At 56.1% G+C, this 18,710-nt stretch carries 19 protein-coding genes and 1 riboswitch; of the genes, 12 read left to right on the forward strand and 7 right to left on the reverse strand.

The features are described from left to right. Positions 1-22: 22 nt before the first annotated feature. Positions 23-1,297, reverse strand: a complete 1,275-nt coding sequence (gene bioA / locus ACRDCA_RS05645) for an adenosylmethionine--8-amino-7-oxononanoate transaminase (protein ID WP_438688651.1) — start codon at positions 1,295-1,297, stop codon at positions 23-25. A gap of 91 nt (positions 1,298-1,388) precedes the next feature. On the opposite strand from bioA, the gene bioB reads away from it, so the two are divergent. The 4 genes from bioB to bioD are packed head-to-tail and all read left to right on the forward strand — an operon-like array spanning position 1,389 to position 5,001. Next, positions 1,389-2,426, forward strand: a complete 1,038-nt coding sequence (bioB, locus tag ACRDCA_RS05650) for a biotin synthase BioB (RefSeq protein ID WP_438688652.1) — start codon at positions 1,389-1,391, stop codon at positions 2,424-2,426. After that, positions 2,426-3,577: an 8-amino-7-oxononanoate synthase gene (gene bioF, locus ACRDCA_RS05655; protein ID WP_438688653.1), complete on the forward strand. Its 1,152-nt coding sequence runs from the start codon at positions 2,426-2,428 to the stop codon at positions 3,575-3,577. The genes bioB and bioF overlap by 1 nt, the downstream gene beginning before the upstream one ends. Continuing rightward, complete coding sequence (gene bioC, locus ACRDCA_RS05660) at positions 3,561-4,328, forward strand: malonyl-ACP O-methyltransferase BioC (protein ID WP_438688654.1); 768 nt, start codon at positions 3,561-3,563, stop codon at positions 4,326-4,328. Before bioF ends, bioC begins: the two co-directional genes overlap by 17 nt. Then, on the forward strand, positions 4,321-5,001 hold the full coding sequence (gene bioD / locus ACRDCA_RS05665) for a dethiobiotin synthase (protein ID WP_438688655.1): 681 nt from the start codon (positions 4,321-4,323) through the stop codon (positions 4,999-5,001). The genes bioC and bioD overlap by 8 nt, the downstream gene beginning before the upstream one ends. A gap of 15 nt (positions 5,002-5,016) precedes the next feature. Here the strand turns inward: bioD and ACRDCA_RS05670 are convergent, their stop codons facing one another. Beyond that, positions 5,017-5,727 (reverse strand): ATP-binding cassette domain-containing protein, encoded by a 711-nt coding sequence (locus tag ACRDCA_RS05670; protein WP_438688656.1) that lies wholly within the window; start codon positions 5,725-5,727, stop codon positions 5,017-5,019. 1,077 nt (positions 5,728-6,804) lie between these two features. On the opposite strand from ACRDCA_RS05670, the gene uvrB reads away from it, so the two are divergent. Together uvrB and ACRDCA_RS05680 are read left to right on the forward strand one after the other, a co-directional pair. Beyond that, complete coding sequence (gene uvrB, locus ACRDCA_RS05675) at positions 6,805-8,817, forward strand: excinuclease ABC subunit UvrB (protein WP_438688657.1); 2,013 nt, start codon at positions 6,805-6,807, stop codon at positions 8,815-8,817. A gap of 112 nt (positions 8,818-8,929) precedes the next feature. Beyond that, positions 8,930-9,169 (forward strand): VF530 family DNA-binding protein, encoded by a 240-nt coding sequence (locus ACRDCA_RS05680; protein ID WP_438688658.1) that lies wholly within the window; start codon positions 8,930-8,932, stop codon positions 9,167-9,169. On the opposite strand, the gene yvcK is transcribed toward ACRDCA_RS05680, so the two are convergent. Then, positions 9,166-10,083, reverse strand: a complete 918-nt coding sequence (yvcK, locus tag ACRDCA_RS05685) for a uridine diphosphate-N-acetylglucosamine-binding protein YvcK (RefSeq protein ID WP_438688659.1) — start codon at positions 10,081-10,083, stop codon at positions 9,166-9,168. The two genes, ACRDCA_RS05680 and yvcK, sit on opposite strands and share 4 nt — an antisense overlap. A gap of 262 nt (positions 10,084-10,345) precedes the next feature. After that, positions 10,346-10,488: riboswitch (molybdenum cofactor riboswitch) on the forward strand. Between yvcK and moaA the strand changes: the two genes are divergently transcribed. The 6 genes from moaA (at position 10,479) to ACRDCA_RS05715 (ending at position 14,109) form a co-directional block, all read left to right on the forward strand. Next, complete coding sequence (gene moaA / locus ACRDCA_RS05690) at positions 10,479-11,462, forward strand: GTP 3',8-cyclase MoaA (protein WP_438688660.1); 984 nt, start codon at positions 10,479-10,481, stop codon at positions 11,460-11,462. Its footprint overlaps the riboswitch before it by 10 nt. A gap of 118 nt (positions 11,463-11,580) precedes the next feature. Further along, the gene (moaB, locus tag ACRDCA_RS05695; RefSeq protein WP_438688661.1) at positions 11,581-12,093 is read left to right on the forward strand and encodes a molybdenum cofactor biosynthesis protein B; all 513 of its coding nucleotides are present in this window, start codon (positions 11,581-11,583) and stop codon (positions 12,091-12,093) included. A 3-nt stretch (positions 12,094-12,096) separates the two neighbouring features. Further along, on the forward strand, positions 12,097-12,576 hold the full coding sequence (gene moaC, locus ACRDCA_RS05700) for a cyclic pyranopterin monophosphate synthase MoaC (protein ID WP_071683176.1): 480 nt from the start codon (positions 12,097-12,099) through the stop codon (positions 12,574-12,576). Next, complete coding sequence (moaD, locus tag ACRDCA_RS05705) at positions 12,573-12,818, forward strand: molybdopterin synthase sulfur carrier subunit (RefSeq protein WP_438688662.1); 246 nt, start codon at positions 12,573-12,575, stop codon at positions 12,816-12,818. Before moaC ends, moaD begins: the two co-directional genes overlap by 4 nt. A gap of 2 nt (positions 12,819-12,820) precedes the next feature. After that, complete coding sequence (moaE, locus tag ACRDCA_RS05710; protein ID WP_438688663.1) at positions 12,821-13,273, forward strand: molybdopterin synthase catalytic subunit MoaE; 453 nt, start codon at positions 12,821-12,823, stop codon at positions 13,271-13,273. Between the two features lie 128 nt (positions 13,274-13,401). After that, complete coding sequence (locus tag ACRDCA_RS05715; RefSeq protein WP_438688664.1) at positions 13,402-14,109, forward strand: Bax inhibitor-1/YccA family protein; 708 nt, start codon at positions 13,402-13,404, stop codon at positions 14,107-14,109. 140 nt (positions 14,110-14,249) lie between these two features. Here ACRDCA_RS05715 and dinQ read toward each other — a convergent pair whose 3' ends face one another. The 4 genes from dinQ to ACRDCA_RS05735 all read right to left on the reverse strand — a co-directional run bounded on the left by dinQ (position 14,250) and on the right by ACRDCA_RS05735 (position 18,708). After that, positions 14,250-14,498, reverse strand: a complete 249-nt coding sequence (dinQ, locus tag ACRDCA_RS05720) for a damage-inducible type I toxin DinQ (RefSeq protein WP_438688665.1) — start codon at positions 14,496-14,498, stop codon at positions 14,250-14,252. 224 nt (positions 14,499-14,722) lie between these two features. Then, a complete protein-coding gene (locus ACRDCA_RS05725; RefSeq protein ID WP_438688666.1) occupies positions 14,723-15,829 on the reverse strand; it encodes an ABC transporter permease in 1,107 nt (368 codons plus the stop codon). Positions 15,830-15,838: 9 nt separating this feature from the next. Next, complete coding sequence (locus ACRDCA_RS05730) at positions 15,839-16,975, reverse strand: ABC transporter permease (protein WP_438688667.1); 1,137 nt, start codon at positions 16,973-16,975, stop codon at positions 15,839-15,841. After that, a complete protein-coding gene (locus tag ACRDCA_RS05735) occupies positions 16,972-18,708 on the reverse strand; it encodes an ATP-binding cassette domain-containing protein (protein ID WP_438688668.1) in 1,737 nt (578 codons plus the stop codon). Before ACRDCA_RS05735 ends, ACRDCA_RS05730 begins: the two co-directional genes overlap by 4 nt. Between the last annotated feature and the right edge of the window lie 2 nt (positions 18,709-18,710).

The raw sequence follows: 18,710 nt of genomic DNA on the forward strand, positions 1-18,710 counted from the left end.
CTTCGCCCCTTAAAGTATGAAATTACTCTACCGCAGCGGCGATCGCCGCCGTCAGGCGTGAGAGCTGATCCGGCGTAATGATATAAGGCGGCATCAGGTAAATCAGTTTACCGAAGGGCCGGATCCACACCCCGCGTTCGACAAACCCGCGTTGCAGCAATGCCACATCCACCGGCTGATGCATCTCAACCACGCCAATCGCCCCCAGCACCCGCACGTCTGCCACCTTGGGTAATGCCGCCAGCGGTAATAGCTGCTGTTTAAGCTGGGCTTCAATGGCTGCTACTCGCGGCTGCCATGGCTCCTCTTCCAATAAGGTCAAACTGGCGCAGGCCACCGCACAGGCCAGCGGATTGCCCATAAAGGTAGGCCCATGCATAAAGCAGCCTGCGGCCCCGTTGCTGATGGTTTCCGCTATGTGGCGGGTGGTCAGGGTGGCGGAAAGGGTCATATAACCACCGGTCAACGCCTTGCCCAGGCACAGAATATCCGGCACTACATTGGCATGTTCACAGGCAAACAGTTTGCCAGTGCGGCCAAAACCGGTGGCGATCTCGTCGGCAATCAGCAGGATCTGGTGGCGATCGCACAGCTCTCGCACACGTTGCAGATAGGTTGGGTGATAGATGCGCATCCCACCAGCCCCTTGTACCACCGGCTCCAGGATCACGGCGGCAATTTCCCCCGCATGTTGTTCCAGCAACTCGGCAAACGGGGCAATATCCTGCTCATCCCAAGGCTCGTCAAAGCGGCACTGTGGCGCGGTGGCAAACAGGTGTGTGGCCAGATAGCCCTGATACAGACTGTGCATGGAGTTGTCGGGATCGCAGACCGACATCGCACCAAAGGTATCGCCATGATAGCCATGGCGTAAGGTCAGAATGCGCTGCCGCCGTTCGCCACGGGCCTGCCAATATTGCAGTGCCATCTTCAATGCCACTTCTACTGCCACCGAGCCAGAATCTGCCAGGAATACGCACTGCAAGGCTTCCGGCGTCATCGTTACCAGTTTGCGACACAGCTCGATTGCGGCGGGATGAGTAATGCCGCCGAACATGACGTGCGACATTTTCTCCAACTGTTGCACGGCCGCCTGATTCAGTTGCGGGTGGTTGTAGCCATGGATCGCAGCCCACCAGGAAGACATACCATCCACCAGCTGGCGGCCATCATCCAGCTGCAACTCGACACCGCTGGCGGACACCACCGGATAGCAAGGCAGAGGCTGGGTCATAGAGGTATAAGGGTGCCAGATATGGCGTCGATCGAATTCACTATCGCAGGCAGAAACAGACATTAATCGTAAACCAAATTTTCACAGAATGGTTGACAGTATAATCGCAAACTCTACACTGACGACACTTTTTTCCCTTTTGGAGACGCCGTCAATGGCCGATCGCATTCGCTGGACAGTGGGGCAAGCCCAGGCCCTGTTTGATAAACCCTTACTTGAACTGCTGTTCGAAGCCCAAACCATTCACCGCCAACATTTTGATCCGCAACAGGTGCAGGTCAGTACGTTGCTGTCGATCAAAACCGGCGCCTGTCCGGAAGACTGCAAGTACTGTCCGCAAAGCTCGCGTTATAAAACCGGTCTGGAGTCCGAACGGTTGATGCAGGTCGAACAGGTGCTGGAATCGGCGCGCAAGGCCAAAGCGGCCGGTTCCAGCCGTTTCTGCATGGGGGCGGCATGGAAAAATCCGCACGAGCGCGATATGCCTTACCTGCAACAGATGGTGCAGGGCGTCAAGGCGATGGGGATGGAAACCTGCATGACGTTGGGGACGCTGGATGGCGCGCAGGCAGAACGCCTGGCGGAGGCGGGGCTGGATTATTACAACCATAACCTGGATACCTCACCGGAATTCTACGGCAATATCATCACCACCCGCAGCTATCAGGAGCGTCTCGACACGCTGGATAAGGTGCGCAACGCCGGGATCAAAGTCTGTTCCGGTGGCATTGTCGGGCTGGGTGAAACGGTGCGTGACCGCGCCGGGCTGCTGGTGCAACTGGCGAATTTACCCAAGCCGCCGGAGAGCGTGCCGATCAATATGCTGGTGAAGGTGAAAGGCACGCCGCTGGCCGATAACGACGACGTCGATCCGTTCGACTTTATCCGCACCATTGCCATTGCCCGCATCATGATGCCAACCTCCTACGTCCGCCTGTCGGCGGGGCGTGAACAAATGAGTGAACAGACTCAGGCGATGTGCTTTATGGCCGGGGCCAACTCCATCTTCTATGGCTGCAAGTTGCTGACTACGCCCAACCCGGAAGAGGACAAGGACCTGCAACTGTTCCGCAAACTCGGTCTGAATCCGCAGCAAACCGCCACCGAACAGGGTGACAATCAGCAGCAGCAAGTGCTGACCGAGCGCTTGTTGCACGCCGATACCGCCGAATTCTACAACGCGGCGCTGTAATGAGCTGGCAGCAACGGATCGAGCAGGCGCTGGATGAAAGACGAGGGGCCGCCGCTTATCGCCAACGTCAGGTGAATCAAGGTAGCAATGGCCGCCATTTGCAACTCGACGGCCAGCGCTATGTGAATTTTTCCGGTAACGATTATCTGGGCCTTAGCCAACATCCTGAGGTGATCGCCGCCTGGCAGCAGGGGGCGCAGCGTTATGGTGTGGGCAGCGGCGGTTCCGGTCACGTCACCGGCTTTTGTCAGGCGCATCATGAGCTTGAGCAACAACTGGCAGATTGGCTTGGCTATCCGCGCGCGCTGTTGTTTATCTCCGGCTATGCGGCCAATCAGGCCTTGCTGGCCGCCCTGATGCAGGCCGACGATCGCATTCTGGCGGATAAGCTCAGCCACGCCTCCTTATTGGAAGCGGCCACTCACTCACCGGCGCAACTTCGTCGCTTTCGGCACAACCAGCCGCAGGCGTTGGCCACTTTGCTGCAAAAAGCGTGCGTTGGCCAACAGCTAGCGATCACCGAAGGGGTATTCAGTATGGACGGCGACAGCGCGCCGTTGGCTGAACTGCATCGGTTAACGCAGGAAGCTGGCGCCTGGCTGATGGTGGATGATGCGCACGGCATTGGCGTACGTGGCGAACAGGGGCGCGGCAGTTGCTGGCAGCAAGGGGTACAGCCAGAAGTGCTGGTTGTGACCTTTGGCAAGGCATTCGGTGTCAGCGGCGCGGCTATCCTCTGCGATGAACCGCTGGCGGAATACCTGCTGCAATTCGCCCGCCATCTGATCTACAGCACTGCGATGCCACCCGCCCAAGCCTGTGCCTTACAGGCAGCGTTACGCTGCATCCAGCAAGGAGATGAGCTGCGTGCTCAACTGCAACAACACATCCAGCATTTCCGTACCGGAGTAGCGGGATTGCCGTTGGCGCTTACCGAGTCGGATACAGCAATCCAACCGTTGCTGGTTGGGGATAACCAGCAGGCGCTGGATTTGGCGCAACGCCTGCGGCAGCAGGGATTATGGGTCAGCGCTATCCGTCCGCCGACGGTACCGCCGGGTGGGGCGAGGTTACGCATTACCCTCACCGCTGCGCACCAGGCGCAAGATATCGATCGTTTACTGGAGGTGCTGCATGACATCTGCCATTGATACGGTCAACAAGCAGGCCGTTGCTGCCGCCTTCAGCCGGGCCGCGGCGAGTTATGATGCCGCAGCAGTGCTCCAACGGGAGGTTGGTGAACGCTTACTGGGGATGGGGCTGTCTCACCCAGGCCAACAGGTATTGGATGCGGGCTGTGGCACCGGTTATTTCAGCCGTCGCTGGCGTGAGCAGGGCAAGCAGGTCAGCGCGTTGGATCTGGCTCCGGGCATGCTGGATTTTGCCCGCCAGCGGCAAGCGGCGGATCGCTATCTACTCGGGGATATCGAGCACATCCCTTTACCCAGCGCATCGGTGGATATCTGCTTTAGCAGCCTGGTAGTGCAGTGGTGCAGCGATCTGCCTGCTGCGCTGGCTGAGCTGTATCGGGTGACGCGGCCCGGCGGACTGATCCTGTTTTCAACGCTGGCGCAAGGCGCTTTACGCGAGTTAGGTGACGCCTGGCAGCAGGTGGATGGCGAGCGTCATGTGAATGACTTCCTGCCGCTCACTCAGATCGTCGCCGCCTGTCATCCCTACCGGCACCAGCTTACGGCCGAGTGGCAAACGCTCCGTTATCCCGACGTGATGACGCTGATGCGATCGCTAAAGGGCATCGGCGCGACTCACCTGCATCACGGGCGTGAGGCTGGCCTACTTTCCCGCTGGCGGCTTGCCGCATTGCAGGCAGCCTATCCTTGTCAGGACGGGCAGTTTCCTCTCAGTTATCATTTGGTTTACGGAGTGATTTATCGTGATTAAGCGCTGGTTTGTGACCGGAACCGACACCGAAGTGGGCAAAACCGTAGCCAGCAGCGCCCTGCTACAGGCCGCCAGCACGGCAGGATGGCGTTGTGCCGGGTATAAACCGGTGGCGTCGGGCAGTGAGATGACCCGTGAGGGATTACGCAACAGCGATGCGCTGGCACTGCAAAGCAACAGCAGCGTGGCGCTGGATTACGCCGAAGTGAACCCTTACACCTTTGCCGAGCCGACCTCGCCGCATATCGTCAGCCAGGCCGAAGGGCGGCCCATCTCGCTGGAACGGCTGTCTACCGGTTTACGCCTGCTTGAGCAACGCGTGGACTGGTTGTTGGTCGAAGGCGCTGGCGGTTGGTTTACTCCGCTTTCTGAGCATGACACCTTTGCTGACTGGGTGCAGCAGGAGCAACTACCGGTGATCCTGGTGGTGGGCATCAAGCTGGGCTGCATCAATCATGCTCTGCTGACAGCACTGGCTATTCAACAGGCGGGTCTGACCCTGGCTGGCTGGATCGCCAATGATGTCACCGCTCCGGGAAAGCGCCATCCAGAGTACCTGGCCACCTTAAGCCGTCTGTTGCCTGCGCCCCTGCTGGGCGAGATCCCTCATTTGCCGCAGGTAGAGCAGCAGGCATTGGGGCACTATCTTGACCTGGCCAGGTTGCAACCTTAACCAGCTAGCGCAGATTTACACCGTCAGATAGGTATCAATCAGGCGCTCATCCAACTGCCCCAGCGTGCCATTTGCCACGTTACGCCCCTTATCCATCAGACAGAAGCGGTCTGCCAGGTGGCGGGCAAAGGGCAGTTGGTGCTCAACCAGCAACATGGTCATGCCCAACTCCTGATTCAGTTTACGTAGCACCAGACCGATTTCCGTCGCCAGGGAAGGTGGTACCCCGGCTGTTGGTTCATCGAGGATCAGCAGCTCCGGTTCCAACACCAGCGCGCGACCGATTGCTAACTGCTGTTGCTCACTTTGGCACAGGTCACCCGCACGGTGCATGCGCAAAGCTTGCAACCGGGGGAACAGGCTGTAAATGATGGGGGGAATGCGGCGAGTCTTGTCTCGTCCGGCCAACAGCGCCACTTGCAGGTTCTCTTCTACACTCAGTTGGGAAAATATTTGCCGCCCTTGTGGCACATAACCAATGCCCAGAAGCGCCCGGTTTTCTACCGGCTGCGGCAACAGGTTTTGCGGCGGCTCATCCGCCGACTGCCAGGTCATACTGCCGCTGACGATCGGCAGGTGCCCCATGATGCAATTGATCAGCGTGGTTTTTCCCACCCCATTACGGCCAAGCAGCAGGGTACATTGCCCACGAGGTAATTCAAGGCTGACATCCCACAGCGTATGCTGCTGCCCATAATATTGGTTCACCGCCCGTAAGCTTAACATTTGGCATCTCCTCAAGACCGATATTCACGTATGGATAACGTTGACCGCAACAAGCGGCGTCTCTCCCGGGTGTGGCAAATGCTGGCCCTGAATACCCTTAATGAAATTCAGGCCAAATAGCATCGTTTTAGCGTTGGAAATGGCCGTTACTGTCCATTTGACGGCTCTAAGGGGACTTTTAGGCATACAATGCGCTTTTTCGCCGATGATGGCCGAGAAAGTTCCCGCCGATTCTGGCCAAAATTTTACGGTTCTCTACCCAAAGCAACGCCCTTGAACAAGGAATGCAATTCCCAGGCCATCAGACGTTGCGCAACGAATAACACGATTTGTTATTGTTTTGTTAACTGGTTTAGGCCTGATGTGCACCGGCTCTGCCAAGGCATGGAAGTTAACATGGACGTTTTTTGCACCGTTACCGTGCGGCACGGCAAGCTGTTGGTGCACGCCTTAAAGCTTGTTGCCGCAACTTGCAACCCCTGAAGGGCAAAATAACCAAAAGAGGATTTTCGTTATCAGGGCTTTTAGCATTAATCGGCATAACCAAAGCAATATTATTGTAAAAAAATAACTAAAAAACCGGCTCCGTTGACGTTTGATTGGGAAAAGTCTTCTTTCCGCAACTCCCGCCCCCCATGGGGTAGTGAGAGTTATCCACTATTCCTGTGGATAACCTTGTGCATTATACTTAGAAAAGCGGTGTGAACAGAGAGCGGGCGCGGGTTGTGCGCAGGTTGTCCGGATTCTCGTCTTTTTATTAATTTAATTTAATATCAACAAGTTAATTAAAATCAAGCCGGCGAATAGGGTTAGCGCGCCGATCAGCGTTTTTTCAGCCAGGTTACAGCCAAAAGTTAATTCGTGCCGCAATCTGGGGATAACACGGTGATTGACAATAAAAATGTCATGATATTGTCACCTTACCGGTGCGCTCGCGCCCCGTTAACGGACGTGAATAGCATAAATCCGCTTGAAGCTGGTTTTATATCCAGTATCATACGCACTGGCGGAAATCTTCCGGTCTTTCCATAATTAGGCCGCTACCGTCTGGCCGCAAACCTGAAAGATGATGGGGATATGAGCAAACATTTCAAACTGCATTCCGAATTCAAACCGGCCGGCGATCAGCCGCAAGCCATCCAAAAGCTGGAAGAGGGCCTGGAAGACGGCCTGGCGCACCAAACGCTGCTGGGGGTAACCGGCTCAGGTAAAACCTTTACCATCGCCAACGTGATCGCCGATCTCAACCGGCCTACCATGGTGCTGGCACCCAACAAGACGTTGGCGGCGCAGCTGTATGGCGAGATGAAAGAGTTCTTTCCCGAGAATGCGGTGGAATATTTTGTCTCCTATTACGATTACTACCAACCCGAAGCCTATGTGCCAAGCTCCGATACCTTTATCGAGAAAGACGCCTCGATCAACGAACATATCGAGCAGATGCGTTTGTCGGCCACCAAAGCGCTGCTTGAGCGGCGCGACGTGGTAGTGGTAGCTTCGGTTTCCGCGATCTACGGTCTGGGCGATCCGGATCTGTACCTGAAAATGATGCTGCACCTGACCAAGGGCATGATCATCGATCAGCGTTCGATCCTGCGCCGCCTGGCCGAGCTGCAATATACCCGCAACGATCAGGCTTTCCAGCGCGCCACCTTCCGCGTGCGTGGTGAAGTGATTGACATTTTCCCGGCGGAATCGGACGAGCTGGCGCTGCGCGTTGAGCTGTTCGATGAAGAGGTCGAACGCCTGTCGCTGTTCGATCCGCTTACCGGCCAGATTGAGCAGGTGGTGCCACGCTTTACCATTTACCCGAAATCGCACTACGTCACCCCGCGTGAACGAATCGTGCAGGCGATGGAAGAGATCAAGGTGGAACTGGCTCAGCGGCGCAAGGTACTGCTGGAAAACAACAAGCTGTTGGAAGAGCAGCGGCTGACCCAGCGTACCCAGTTCGATCTGGAAATGATGAACGAGTTGGGTTACTGCTCCGGTATCGAAAACTACTCGCGCTATCTTTCCGGGCGCGGTGAGGGCGAGCCACCGCCAACCCTGTTCGACTACCTGCCCGCAGACGGGTTGCTGGTGGTGGATGAGTCCCACGTGACCATCCCGCAGATCGGCGGTATGTTCAAAGGTGACCGCTCGCGTAAAGAGACGCTGGTGGAGTACGGTTTCCGCCTGCCTTCGGCGCTGGATAACCGGCCGATGCGCTTTGAAGAGTTTGCCGCCGCGGCACCGCAGACCATCTACGTCTCTGCCACGCCGGGCAAATATGAGCTGGAGAAATCCGGCGGCGACATTATCGATCAGGTGGTGCGCCCAACCGGCCTGCTGGATCCGATCGTCGAAGTGCGCCCGGTCACTACTCAGGTGGACGATCTGCTTTCCGAGATCCGCAAACGTGTCGCCATCAACGAGCGCGTGCTGGTCACCACGTTGACCAAACGCATGGCGGAAGACCTGACAGAATACCTGGAAGAGCACGGCGAGCGGGTGCGCTATCTGCATTCGGATATCGATACGGTCGAGCGTGTCGAAATCATCCGCGATTTGCGCCTTGGCGAGTTTGACGTGCTGGTGGGCATCAACCTGTTGAGGGAAGGCCTGGACATGCCTGAGGTGTCGCTGGTGGCGATCCTGGATGCAGACAAAGAAGGGTTCCTGCGTTCCGAGCGTTCGCTGATCCAGACCATTGGCCGAGCGGCACGTAACCTGAACGGTAAAGCGATCCTGTATGGCGATCGCATCACCGATTCGATGGCCAAGGCAATCGGCGAAACGGAACGCCGCCGTGCCAAGCAGCAGGCGCATAACGAAGCCAACGGCATCGTGCCGAAGGGCTTGAACAAGAAGATTTCGGATATTCTGCAGCTTGGGCAGCCAAGCAGCCGTGGCAAGAACAAAGGGAAGGGCAAAGCGGCAGAGAATGCGGCGCAATACAAGCTGCTCACTCCCAAAGCGCTGGAGCAAAAAATCCAGGAGCTGGAGGCACAGATGTATTCACATGCGCAGAATCTGGAGTTTGAACAGGCCGCTGCGGTGCGTGATGAGATCCACCAGTTGCGTGAGCAGTTTATCGCGCTTTCATAACGGATCTTCACTGAACCTGAAGGGCGTGGCATGCCGCGCCCCAGTAAATTTTCTTGCCGTACGCCCGATTGCTGATTAAGGTGTGCCCCCAATATTGAGACGAGTAGCCGCCATGACCCCATCCAAAGACCCGTTACACGGCATCACGCTAGAGCAACTGCTGAACAAGCTGGTGGCACAATATGGCTGGAGTGGGCTGGCAGAGCGTATTCGCATCAACTGCTTCAGCAGCGATCCGAGCATCAAATCCAGCCTCAAGTTTTTACGCCGCACGCCGTGGGCGCGCAAGCAGGTAGAAGATCTCTACATCGACAGCGTTAGCGAGAACCCTTGGCTCCGTGGCCAGGATTAATCGCGGCTAGCCAGCTCCACCAACGCGGTATCCAGCGCCTGGCGCAATAGCTGGCGATCGTGGCGATACGGGATATCGCTGGCTTCCAACGGTTGTTTCACCACAATGCGATCCTGTATTGCGCTGGTATCTACCGCCGGGCCGACGATCACCGCGTCGATCATTTTACGGCCAATCTTCTCTTCCATCAGAGCCAATTTATCCTGCAACGTCAGGGCAGCAGCGGCGACGCTCAGCTCGCGGCCCAGATTACCGATGTACACCATATTGGCGCTGCTGCGGCGCAGGGCCTGAGTCAGATCCTCCAGTAGCAACAGCGGCATCAGGCTGGTCAGAAAACTGCCCGGCCCGATCAGGATCAGATCGGCCTGTGCGATCGCCTCAACCGCTTCACGGGTGGCATGTACCGGCGGTGAGAGCAGCAACTCTTGCGGCATGATCTTCAACTGATCGATATTCACTTCACCATAGACCTGGTGCCCTTCGTGATCGTGGGCCATCAGATCGACCGGCTGTTCCGACATTGGGATCAATGCCGCGTCGACCTTCAGCAGGCTACGCACCAGATTGATCGCCTCCAACGGGCGTACGCTCAGGTGATCCAAGGCTTTCAGCATCAGATTCCCCAGGTTATGCCCTGCCAGCTCCCCATTACCGCTAAAACGGTATTCAAACATCGCCGAGGCGACGCTAGGCTCGGTAATGAGCTGATTGAGGCAATTACGGGTGTCACCCCAGGCAATGCCGCCTTCAGAACGGCGGATGCGGCCGGTTGAACCGCCGTTATCGGTAGTGGTGACAATGCCGGTCAGGCGCGAGCCCAACGACGACAGCGAAGACATCACACGGCCAAGACCGTGACCACCGCCTAGTGCCACGACCCGATCAAGATCGGCCAGGGTACGGTTGCGCATAAAATTCCTTAACTCAGGGTAGGTAGACTGCCTGCTTAAAGTAGCGGATTTGACGCAAAAACGCGATAAAGAGTGCGATTTGCGTGATTCTGGTCAATTCACTGGCGTAACGGTTGTTTATTATGGTTATCCAGACCTGAGGGGATGAAAAACGCTGTATACACAGATATATAGCGTAAATCCACATTGGCTATCGCGGTTGTTTAGCGCTAGAATTCTCTGGAAAACCACGGTTTCGTCCCGGCTACTTGAGGTAGTGGGGAGGGGATCAAAACTCCTAGCCTTGGTGCCTACGTTGTTCTTTGGAACGATAGGGTACCCTGGCCGTGGCGATGTCAGCCACCAGGGTGCAGAGTGGAAACGCTCGCATCTCCCGTATTTGGAAGGTGTTACAGGTGCCGCAACTCATTGATGCTTTTGAGCGCAAATTCTATTATTTGCGCCTGTCGATCACCGACGTGTGCAACTTTCGTTGCACCTACTGTCTGCCGGATGGTTATAAACCCAGCGGCAGCCCGAAGACCTTCCTCTCTCTGGATGAGATCCGGCGCGTCAGCCGTGCCTTCGCCGAACTGGGTACCGAAAAGGTACGCCTGACCGGCGGTGAGCCTTCTTTACGCCGCGATTTTACCGACATCATTGCCGCCGTGCGTGAAAACCCGGCGATCCGTACTCTGGCTGTCACCACCAACGGCTATCGCCTGGCGCGTGACGTTGCCAGTTGGCGCGATGCGGGCCTTACGGCCATCAACGTCAGCGTAGACAGCCTCGATGCACGCCAGTTTCATGCCATCACCGGTCAGGACAAGTTCCGCCAGGTGATGGAAGGGATCGATGCCGCCTTTAGCGCCGGATACAGCAAGGTAAAGGTGAATGCCGTACTGATGCGTGATGTTAATCATCAGCAACTGGGCAGCTTCCTGCAATGGATCAAGGATCGACCAATCCAACTGCGGTTTATCGAACTGATGGAAACCGGTGATGGCAGCGATTTGTTCCGTAAACACCATGTTTCTGGCGAAGTGATCCGCCTGCAATTAGAGCAGCAGGGTTGGCAACGCCAAATCCGTGGCCGCAGCGATGGCCCGGCGCAGGTATTCAGTCACCCGGATTATCAGGGCGAGATTGGGCTGATCATGCCGTACGAAAAAGATTTCTGTGCCAGCTGCAATCGCCTGCGGGTTTCCGCCATTGGCAATCTGCACCTGTGCCTGTTTGGTGAACAAGGGATCACCCTGCGCGATCTGTTGGCGGATGACGGCCAATTGGAACAGTTGAAGATGCGTATTCAAAGCGGGCTGCAAACCAAAAAGCAGACTCACTTTCTGCATCAGGGCAATAGCGGCCTCACCCAGAACCTATCGTTTATCGGCGGCTAATACGATCTCCTGTAGCTGCGGAGAACGTCAGATGATTAATACGAGCTCGATCGGTTCCCTCTCCCTGTAGGAGAGGGTTAGGGTGAGGGGCCATCGATAATAAGGAGCACAACACACCATGAGCCAAACCAGCAGTGAATTTATTGCGGCAAAGATTGCCATTCTGACCGTCTCGGATCGCCGCACCGCAGCGGAAGATACTTCCGGCCAATATCTGCAAGAGGCCGCGCTTGAAACCGGTCATCTGGTGGTGGCGCGCGCCCTGGTCAAAGACAATATCTATCAGATCCGTGCACAGGTTTCCGCGTGGATTGCCAGCGATGACGTGCAAGTGGTGTTGATTAATGGCGGCACCGGCTTTACCTCCGGGGACAATACGCCAGAAGCGCTGTTGCCGCTGTTTGATCGTGAAGTGGAAGGGTTCGGCGAACTGTTCCGCATGGTGTCGTTCGAAGAGATTGGCACGGCGACCATTCAGTCACGCGCCGTAGCCGGTATTGCCAACCAGACGGTAATGTTTGCCATGCCGGGTTCTACCCGCGCCTGTCGTACTGCCTGGGAACGTATCATTGAAAAACAGTTGGACGCGCGCCACCGCCCGTGCAACTTCTTACCTCATTTGAAGAAGTAATCCATGACGCAACTTACTCACATTAATGCCGCTGGCGAAGCCCATATGGTCGATGTCTCGGCCAAAGCGGAGACGGTGCGTGAAGCCCGTGCCGAAGCCTTTGTTGAAATGCAGGCGGCCACGCTGGCGATGATTATCGACGGCAGCCACCATAAAGGCGACGTATTTGCCACGGCGCGCATTGCCGGTATCCAGGCGGCGAAACGCACCTGGGAGCTGATCCCGCTTTGCCATCCGCTGATGCTGAGTAAAGTGGAAGTACAGCTCGAAGCACAGCCGGAATTCAACCGCGTGCGCATCGAAACCTGCTGCCGTTTGACCGGTAAAACCGGGGTGGAAATGGAGGCGTTGACCGCGGCTTCGGTCGCTGCGCTCACCATCTACGACATGTGCAAAGCGGTGCAGAAAGATATGGTAATTGGCCCGGTACGGCTGCTGGCGAAAAGCGGCGGCAAGTCCGGGGATTTTAAGGTGGGATCATGATTAATATTCTGTTTTTCGCCCAGGTGCGTGAACTGGTTGGCACCAGTACGCTGAGCCTGCCGGCACAATACCTTACGGTGGAAGAACTGCGTAAATCGCTGTGTGAGCGTGGCGAGCGTTGGGCGCTGGCGCTGGAGTCCGGTAAATTGCTGACGGCGGTAAACCAATCGCTGGTGGCCGCAGAGCATCCGCTGCACGCTGGTGATGAAGTCGCTTTCTTTCCACCGGTAACCGGAGGTTAACAGTGGAAAATACTCGTATCCGCGTTGGCCAGGCCACCTTTAACGTAGGTGAAGAGTACCAGTGGCTGGCAAAGTGTGATGATGACGGCGCGGTGGTGACCTTTACCGGCAAGGTACGCAATCACAATCTGGGGGATGACGTCAGCGCGCTGTCGTTGGAGCATTACCCCGGCATGACAGAAAAAGCACTGGAAGAAATCGTTGCAGAAGCTCGTGCCCGTTGGCCATTGCAGCGGGCCACGGTGATCCATCGCATCGGTGATTTATTCCCTGGCGATGAAATTGTGTTTGTCGGCGTGACCAGCGCCCACCGCAGTATGGCCTTCGAGGCGGCACAATTCATCATGGATTACCTGAAAACCCGGGCTCCTTTCTGGAAACGTGAGGCGACCGGGCAGGGGGAACGCTGGGTAGAGGCTCGCGATAGCGATAAGCAAGCCGCCAAGCGTTGGTAAATCGCGCCTCAACAGCGGAAATAAATCAATACCTTTGTCCGTTTCGCGCGGTGTTTTATGTGATACGCTTATCATTGGCAGGGGATAATTCTCCCCGAAACTTAGTTCACATGTAAAAGGTAACCGTCATGGACCGATATCCACGTAATGGTTCGATCGTTGAACGTGCCAACAGCGGCATTCAGGCTTATATGGCGCAGGTGTATGGCTGGATGACCTGTGGCTTGCTGTTGACGGCGTTTGTTTCCTGGTATGCAGCTCACACGCCTGCAATCATCAATTTTATTTTCTCTAGCCAGATCACCTTTTTCGGGCTGATTATCCTGCAGTTGGGCCTGGTATTCGTGATTTCCGGCATGGTTAACCGCCTGAGCGGTACCATGGCAACTGCGCTGTTTATGCTGTATTCGGCGCTGACCGGGCTGACGCTATCGAGCATCTTTATTGCCTATACCTATAGCTCGATCGCCAGCACCTTTGTGGTTACTGCGGGTATGTTCGGTGCCATGAGCCTGTATGGCTACACCACCAAGCGCGATCTGAGCGGTTTCGGCAGCATGTTGTTTATGGGCCTGATCGGGATTGTATTGGCTTCGCTGGTGAATATCTGGCTGAAAAGCCCGGCGCTGATGTGGGCCATCACCTATATCGGTGTGCTGGTGTTTGTGGGCCTGACGGCGTATGACACCCAGAAACTGAAAGCGATGGGCGAACAACTGAATGCTGATGATAAAGACAGCTTCCGTAAATACGCCATCGTCGGTGCATTAACGCTGTATCTCGACTTCATCAACCTGTTCCTGATGCTGCTGCGTATCTTCGGCAACCGCCGTTAATACCCGAAAATACTGCCAAAAGGCTCTGCTTGCAGGGCCTTTTGTATTTGCACTGATGCCATTGCAGATGTGGTCTGTTTTTCTATAAATATTAAAGGCCAGAGAGTGGTAATTCCCTGGCCTTAGCTACGTTTCAGCCGTTATCTATCGATAAACCGGCGGATCAGTTCCAGCAGCGCAACCAGCGCTTTCAGAACGATGAGAACTTTATCAATAAAAGTTTCCATCCGTTTCTCCACAAGTGGAGAGAGAACGCCGAAGTTCGCTCCTACACTGCCTGTCACAACGGCTATCTTCATTGTCAGGTGAGGATCGTCCCTCTCCGGCCAGAGCACTGAAATCGGCACCACCCGTCTTTCAGCCAGGGCTTTAAATCGTTCATACCGCACTGGGCGGGATGCCGAAGAAGAACTATCACCAGAGCTAACTCGCTGATTATATATAATTTGCCTATAATTTATACAGAAAAAATACCCATGTGTTGAAAAAAAAACGCTCGAGGCCTATTATTTAATCGTCAGATGAGGATCGTTCCACTCTGGTCAGAGCCACCAACTCCGTGCCGGAAAGTAAAAAAACCGACTTCACCCGTCGGTTTTTTTACGCCCGAAATTCAGGCAATCTTGCGCCGGAACATGGCATAAGCGGCGCTGCCGGTGGTGGCGGTGATCGCCAGCAGCGGCCACAGGCTATGCCAGATAATGCTGAAACCCGCATCCTTGAGATAGATCTGTTTGGTGATATCGGTGAAGTGGCGGATGGGGTTGGCCCAGGTGAGATGCTGTAACCAAACCGGCATATTCTCTACCGGTGAAACATAGCCGGAAAGCAGTATCGCCGGCATCATAAACACAAATACCCCGATAAATGCCTGCTGCTGTGTCGCGCACAGCGAAGATATCAGTAAGCCGAAGCCCACCAATGAAAGCCCGTAAACCAGCATGGTGCCGTAGAACAGCAGCAGCGAACCGGCAAACGGGATCTGATAGGCAAAGATACCGATAAACAACACGATCGAGGCCTGGAAAGTGGCAATGATCAGCGCTGGTACCGCTTTGCCGATAAAGATCTGCCAGGTTGTCAACGGGGACACCAATAACTGCTCCAAGGTACCTTGTTCGCGTTCACGCGCTACGGAAAGCGAGGTTACGATCAAGACGCCGATGGTGGTGATCATCGCAATCAGCGAAGGCACCACGAACCATTTGTAATCCAGATTCGGGTTATACCAGTTGCGCACCACCAATTCGCTATTGTTGGGTTTGGCGCGTTGCCCAATCAGCTCATTTTGATAGTCCTGCACGATTTGCTGCACATAGTTGGCAGCGATTTGTGCACTGTTGGAGTTACGCCCATCGAGGAGCAACTGCAACGGCGCGGTGTTTCCGCTGGCGATATCCCGTGAGAAGTTGGCCGGGAAGCGCACCAGCAGCAACGCCTTCTGGTTATCAATGGTGGTTCTGATCTCCTGCGGGCTGCGTAATAACAGCACGTGAGAGAAGGCCTTGGCCTTGGCCAGACGCTGGGTCAGTTCCACGGAGTGCGGGCCGCTGTCTTCACTGTACACCGCGATAGTGGCGTTGGTGACTTCCAGCGTGGCCGCGAACGGAAACAGCACCACCTGCAATAGCACCGGCATAATCAGAATGGCGCGGGTTTGTGGATCGCGCAGCAATGACTGCATTTCTTTGACGATCAACGTCCAGAGACGGTGAAACATGGCTTCCCCTTAATCCAGCCGCCGCTGGGTTTTCCAGGCCGTCAGGCCGATAAACACCACCGCCGAGGCGACCAAAAACAGCAGGTTGATCACCAATACGGTGCCGATATTGCCCGCCAGGAACAGCGTTTGCAGCGTACTGACAAAATAGCGCGCCGGAATGATATAGGTCACCGCGCGTACCACGGCGGGCATGCTGTCGATCTGGAAGATAAATCCGGATAGCATAATCGATGGCAAAAAGGCGGCGTTCAGCGCCACCATGGCAGCGTTAAACTGGTTGCGGGTGATGGTCGAGATGAGCAGCCCCATGCCGAGCGTACTGGCCAGGAACAGGCTGCTGATCACAAACAGCAACAGCAAGGAACCCCGGTAGGGCACGCCAAGCACAAACACCGAAACCACCATGCATAGCACCATGGCGATCATGCCCAGAAAATAGTAAGGCACCAGCTTGGACAGCAGCAGCTCGCTGCGCGTTACCTGGGTGGAGAGCAGCGCCTCCATGGTGCCGCGCTCCCACTCGCGGGCGATCACCAACGAAGTCAGAATGGCACCGATCACCGTCATGATAATGGTGATGGCCCCCGGGATAATAAAGTGCTGGCTGATGGCCGCCGGGTTAAACCAGTAGCGCATCTGGACCTCAATCAGCGGTTTGTCTTCACGCCCCAGATCGGTGGCGCGCTGTTGCTGCCAGATTTGCCAGATCCCTTGGGCATAGCCTTGCACGAAGTTGGCGGTATTGGGTTCGCTGCCGTCGGTAATTACCTGCAAGGGGGCGCGATCGTTAGGCCGTGCCAGGTGCTCGGCAAAATCGCTGGGGATCACCACCAGGCCACGAATGCTGCCTGCCTGCATTTTCTGGATCAGTTGCTGGCGGTTATCGCTGACGGTCGGCTCGATATAGGGGGAACCGATAAAGGCATTGGCCAGATCGCGCGCCTCTGCACTCTGTTGCTCCATCAGGATCCCCAGCCGTAGCTTGCTGGAGTCCAGATTGATGCCGTAGCCGAAAATAAACAGCAGCATCAGCGGAATGACGAAGGCAATCAACCCGCTGCTGGGATCGCGCAGGATCTGTCGGGTTTCTTTCAGGCACAGCGCCCGCAGCCGTCGCCAGGAAAAGCCGTTATCGCTGTTCATGCCGTTTCCTCCCGATCGTAGCCTTGCACCAGTTCAATAAACGCCTGCTCCATCGAAGGATTGGGATTTTGCTCGTTGGCTATCTGCTGTTTGAGATCGTCCGGCGTACCAGCGGCGATGATTTTGCCGCGATAGACCAGACCGATGCGATCGCAATATTCCGCTTCATCCATAAAGTGGGTGGTGACCATCACCGTCACCCCTTTATCCACCATGCCGTTGATGTGCAGCCAGAACTCGCGCCGGGTGAGGGGATCGACGCCCGAGGTGGGTTCATCAAGAAACAGAATGTCCGGCTCATGCATCAGCGCACAGGCCAGCGCCAGCCGCTGTTTGAAACCGAGCGGCAGTGAATCCGGTGTTTGGTCGAGGATCGGGCCGAAGTTGAAGGCGCGGGACATCTCGTCGATTTTATCGCGCTGGCTCTTGCCACTTAGGCCATAAACGCCGGAGAAAAATTTCAGGTTCTGCGCCACCGTCAGGTTGCCGTACAGCGAGAATTTCTGCGCCATATAGCCCAGATGCTGGCGCGCCTTGCCGGAGCTGGTTTTCAGATCCATCCCCAGCACCAGCGCTTTACCATCGCTGGGGACCAGCAGGCCACACATCATCTTGAAGGTGGTGGATTTACCTGCGCCGTTGGGGCCGAGCAGGCCAAAGATCTCGCCGCGCTGTACCTTGAAATCCACGTGATCGGTGGCCGCAAAATCGCCGAATTTTTTGGTCAATCCCTGCGCTTCGATCACCGTTTCCGAGCTATCGCCCGTGACCGTCGGCATGATCTCGGCCAGGGCTGATTTGCTGTTTGGGCCTCCGCCAAGCAGATCGATAAACGCATCTTCAAAACGCGGATCGGCTTCGGTCAATTCGGCTTCAGGCAGATCCAGATCGCGCAATACTTGTTGATGATCTTCACCTGGCTTGAGGATCAGCCGTAGATATTTCCCCTGGATCACCCCGTCGCTGACCGCAGGCAAGCAGATCGCGCGCTGCAATAGTGCCCGATGGCTACCGGCTGGGGTATCGATCAAGATGGTACGGCCAGCCATACGCTGGGTCAGATCCTGCGGGGCGCCGCTGAACAGCAATTCGCCCTCGTTCATCAGCAGCACTTCGCGGCACTGTTCGGCTTCGTCGAGATAGGAGGTGCTCCACAGGATCAACATGCCGTCGTTGGCCAGTTCGTGCACCATTCGCCATAATTCGCGGCGTGAGATGGGATCGACGCCAACGCCAGGCTCATCCAGCAGCAGCACCTGAGGTTGGCCAAGCAGCGTACAGGCCAGCCCGAGCTTCTGCTTCATACCGCCTGAAAGCTTGCCCGCCAGCCGTTCGGTAAAACGGGTCAGATCGGTAAACGTCAGCAACCGCTCAAAAGTTTGCTTACGCAGATCGCCCGTTACGCCGCGCAGATCGGCATACAGCGTGAGGTTTTCCATCACCGTCAGATCTTCATACAGCCCGAACTTCTGCGGCATGTAACCGAGAATGGCGTGCAATTGACGATCCTGCGCGATCGGATCCAACCCGGCGACGGTCAGCTTGCCGCTGCTGGGCTGCATCAAACCCGCCAACATGCGCAGCAGGGTGGTTTTACCCGCACCATCGGGGCCAACCAGCCCGGTAACTGCGCCGCTGCGCAAGGTGGTCGTCAGGCTGGCCACCGCCGGTTTATCGAGTGATGGAAAGCGTTTTTCCAACGCGACCAGCTCGATGGTATGTACCTGTGCCATCA

Source organism: Serratia sp. (in: enterobacteria), assembly GCF_051654945.1.
Taxonomy (GTDB): Bacteria; Pseudomonadota; Gammaproteobacteria; order Enterobacterales; family Enterobacteriaceae; genus Chania.

Excerpts from the sequence above, each read along its gene's own strand:
- bioC (WP_438688654.1), top strand. The coding sequence starts at position 3,561 with ATGACATCTGCCATTGATACGGTCAACAAGCAGGCCGTTGCTGCCGCC.
- ACRDCA_RS05725 (WP_438688666.1), bottom strand. The coding sequence starts at position 15,829 with ATGTTTCACCGTCTCTGGACGTTGATCGTCAAAGAAATGCAGTCATTG.
- ACRDCA_RS05680 (WP_438688658.1), top strand. The coding sequence starts at position 8,930 with ATGACCCCATCCAAAGACCCGTTACACGGCATCACGCTAGAGCAACTG.
- moaB (WP_438688661.1), top strand. The coding sequence starts at position 11,581 with ATGAGCCAAACCAGCAGTGAATTTATTGCGGCAAAGATTGCCATTCTG.
- ACRDCA_RS05730 (WP_438688667.1), bottom strand. The coding sequence starts at position 16,975 with ATGAACAGCGATAACGGCTTTTCCTGGCGACGGCTGCGGGCGCTGTGC.
- bioF (WP_438688653.1), top strand. The coding sequence starts at position 2,426 with ATGAGCTGGCAGCAACGGATCGAGCAGGCGCTGGATGAAAGACGAGGG.
- moaD (WP_438688662.1), top strand. The coding sequence starts at position 12,573 with ATGATTAATATTCTGTTTTTCGCCCAGGTGCGTGAACTGGTTGGCACC.
- ACRDCA_RS05735 (WP_438688668.1), bottom strand. The coding sequence starts at position 18,708 with ATGGCACAGGTACATACCATCGAGCTGGTCGCGTTGGAAAAACGCTTT.
- ACRDCA_RS05670 (WP_438688656.1), bottom strand. The coding sequence starts at position 5,727 with ATGTTAAGCTTACGGGCGGTGAACCAATATTATGGGCAGCAGCATACG.
- uvrB (WP_438688657.1), top strand. The coding sequence starts at position 6,805 with ATGAGCAAACATTTCAAACTGCATTCCGAATTCAAACCGGCCGGCGAT.
- bioB (WP_438688652.1), top strand. The coding sequence starts at position 1,389 with ATGGCCGATCGCATTCGCTGGACAGTGGGGCAAGCCCAGGCCCTGTTT.
- moaC (WP_071683176.1), top strand. The coding sequence starts at position 12,097 with ATGACGCAACTTACTCACATTAATGCCGCTGGCGAAGCCCATATGGTC.
- bioA (WP_438688651.1), bottom strand. The coding sequence starts at position 1,297 with ATGTCTGTTTCTGCCTGCGATAGTGAATTCGATCGACGCCATATCTGG.
- ACRDCA_RS05715 (WP_438688664.1), top strand. The coding sequence starts at position 13,402 with ATGGACCGATATCCACGTAATGGTTCGATCGTTGAACGTGCCAACAGC.
- yvcK (WP_438688659.1), bottom strand. The coding sequence starts at position 10,083 with ATGCGCAACCGTACCCTGGCCGATCTTGATCGGGTCGTGGCACTAGGC.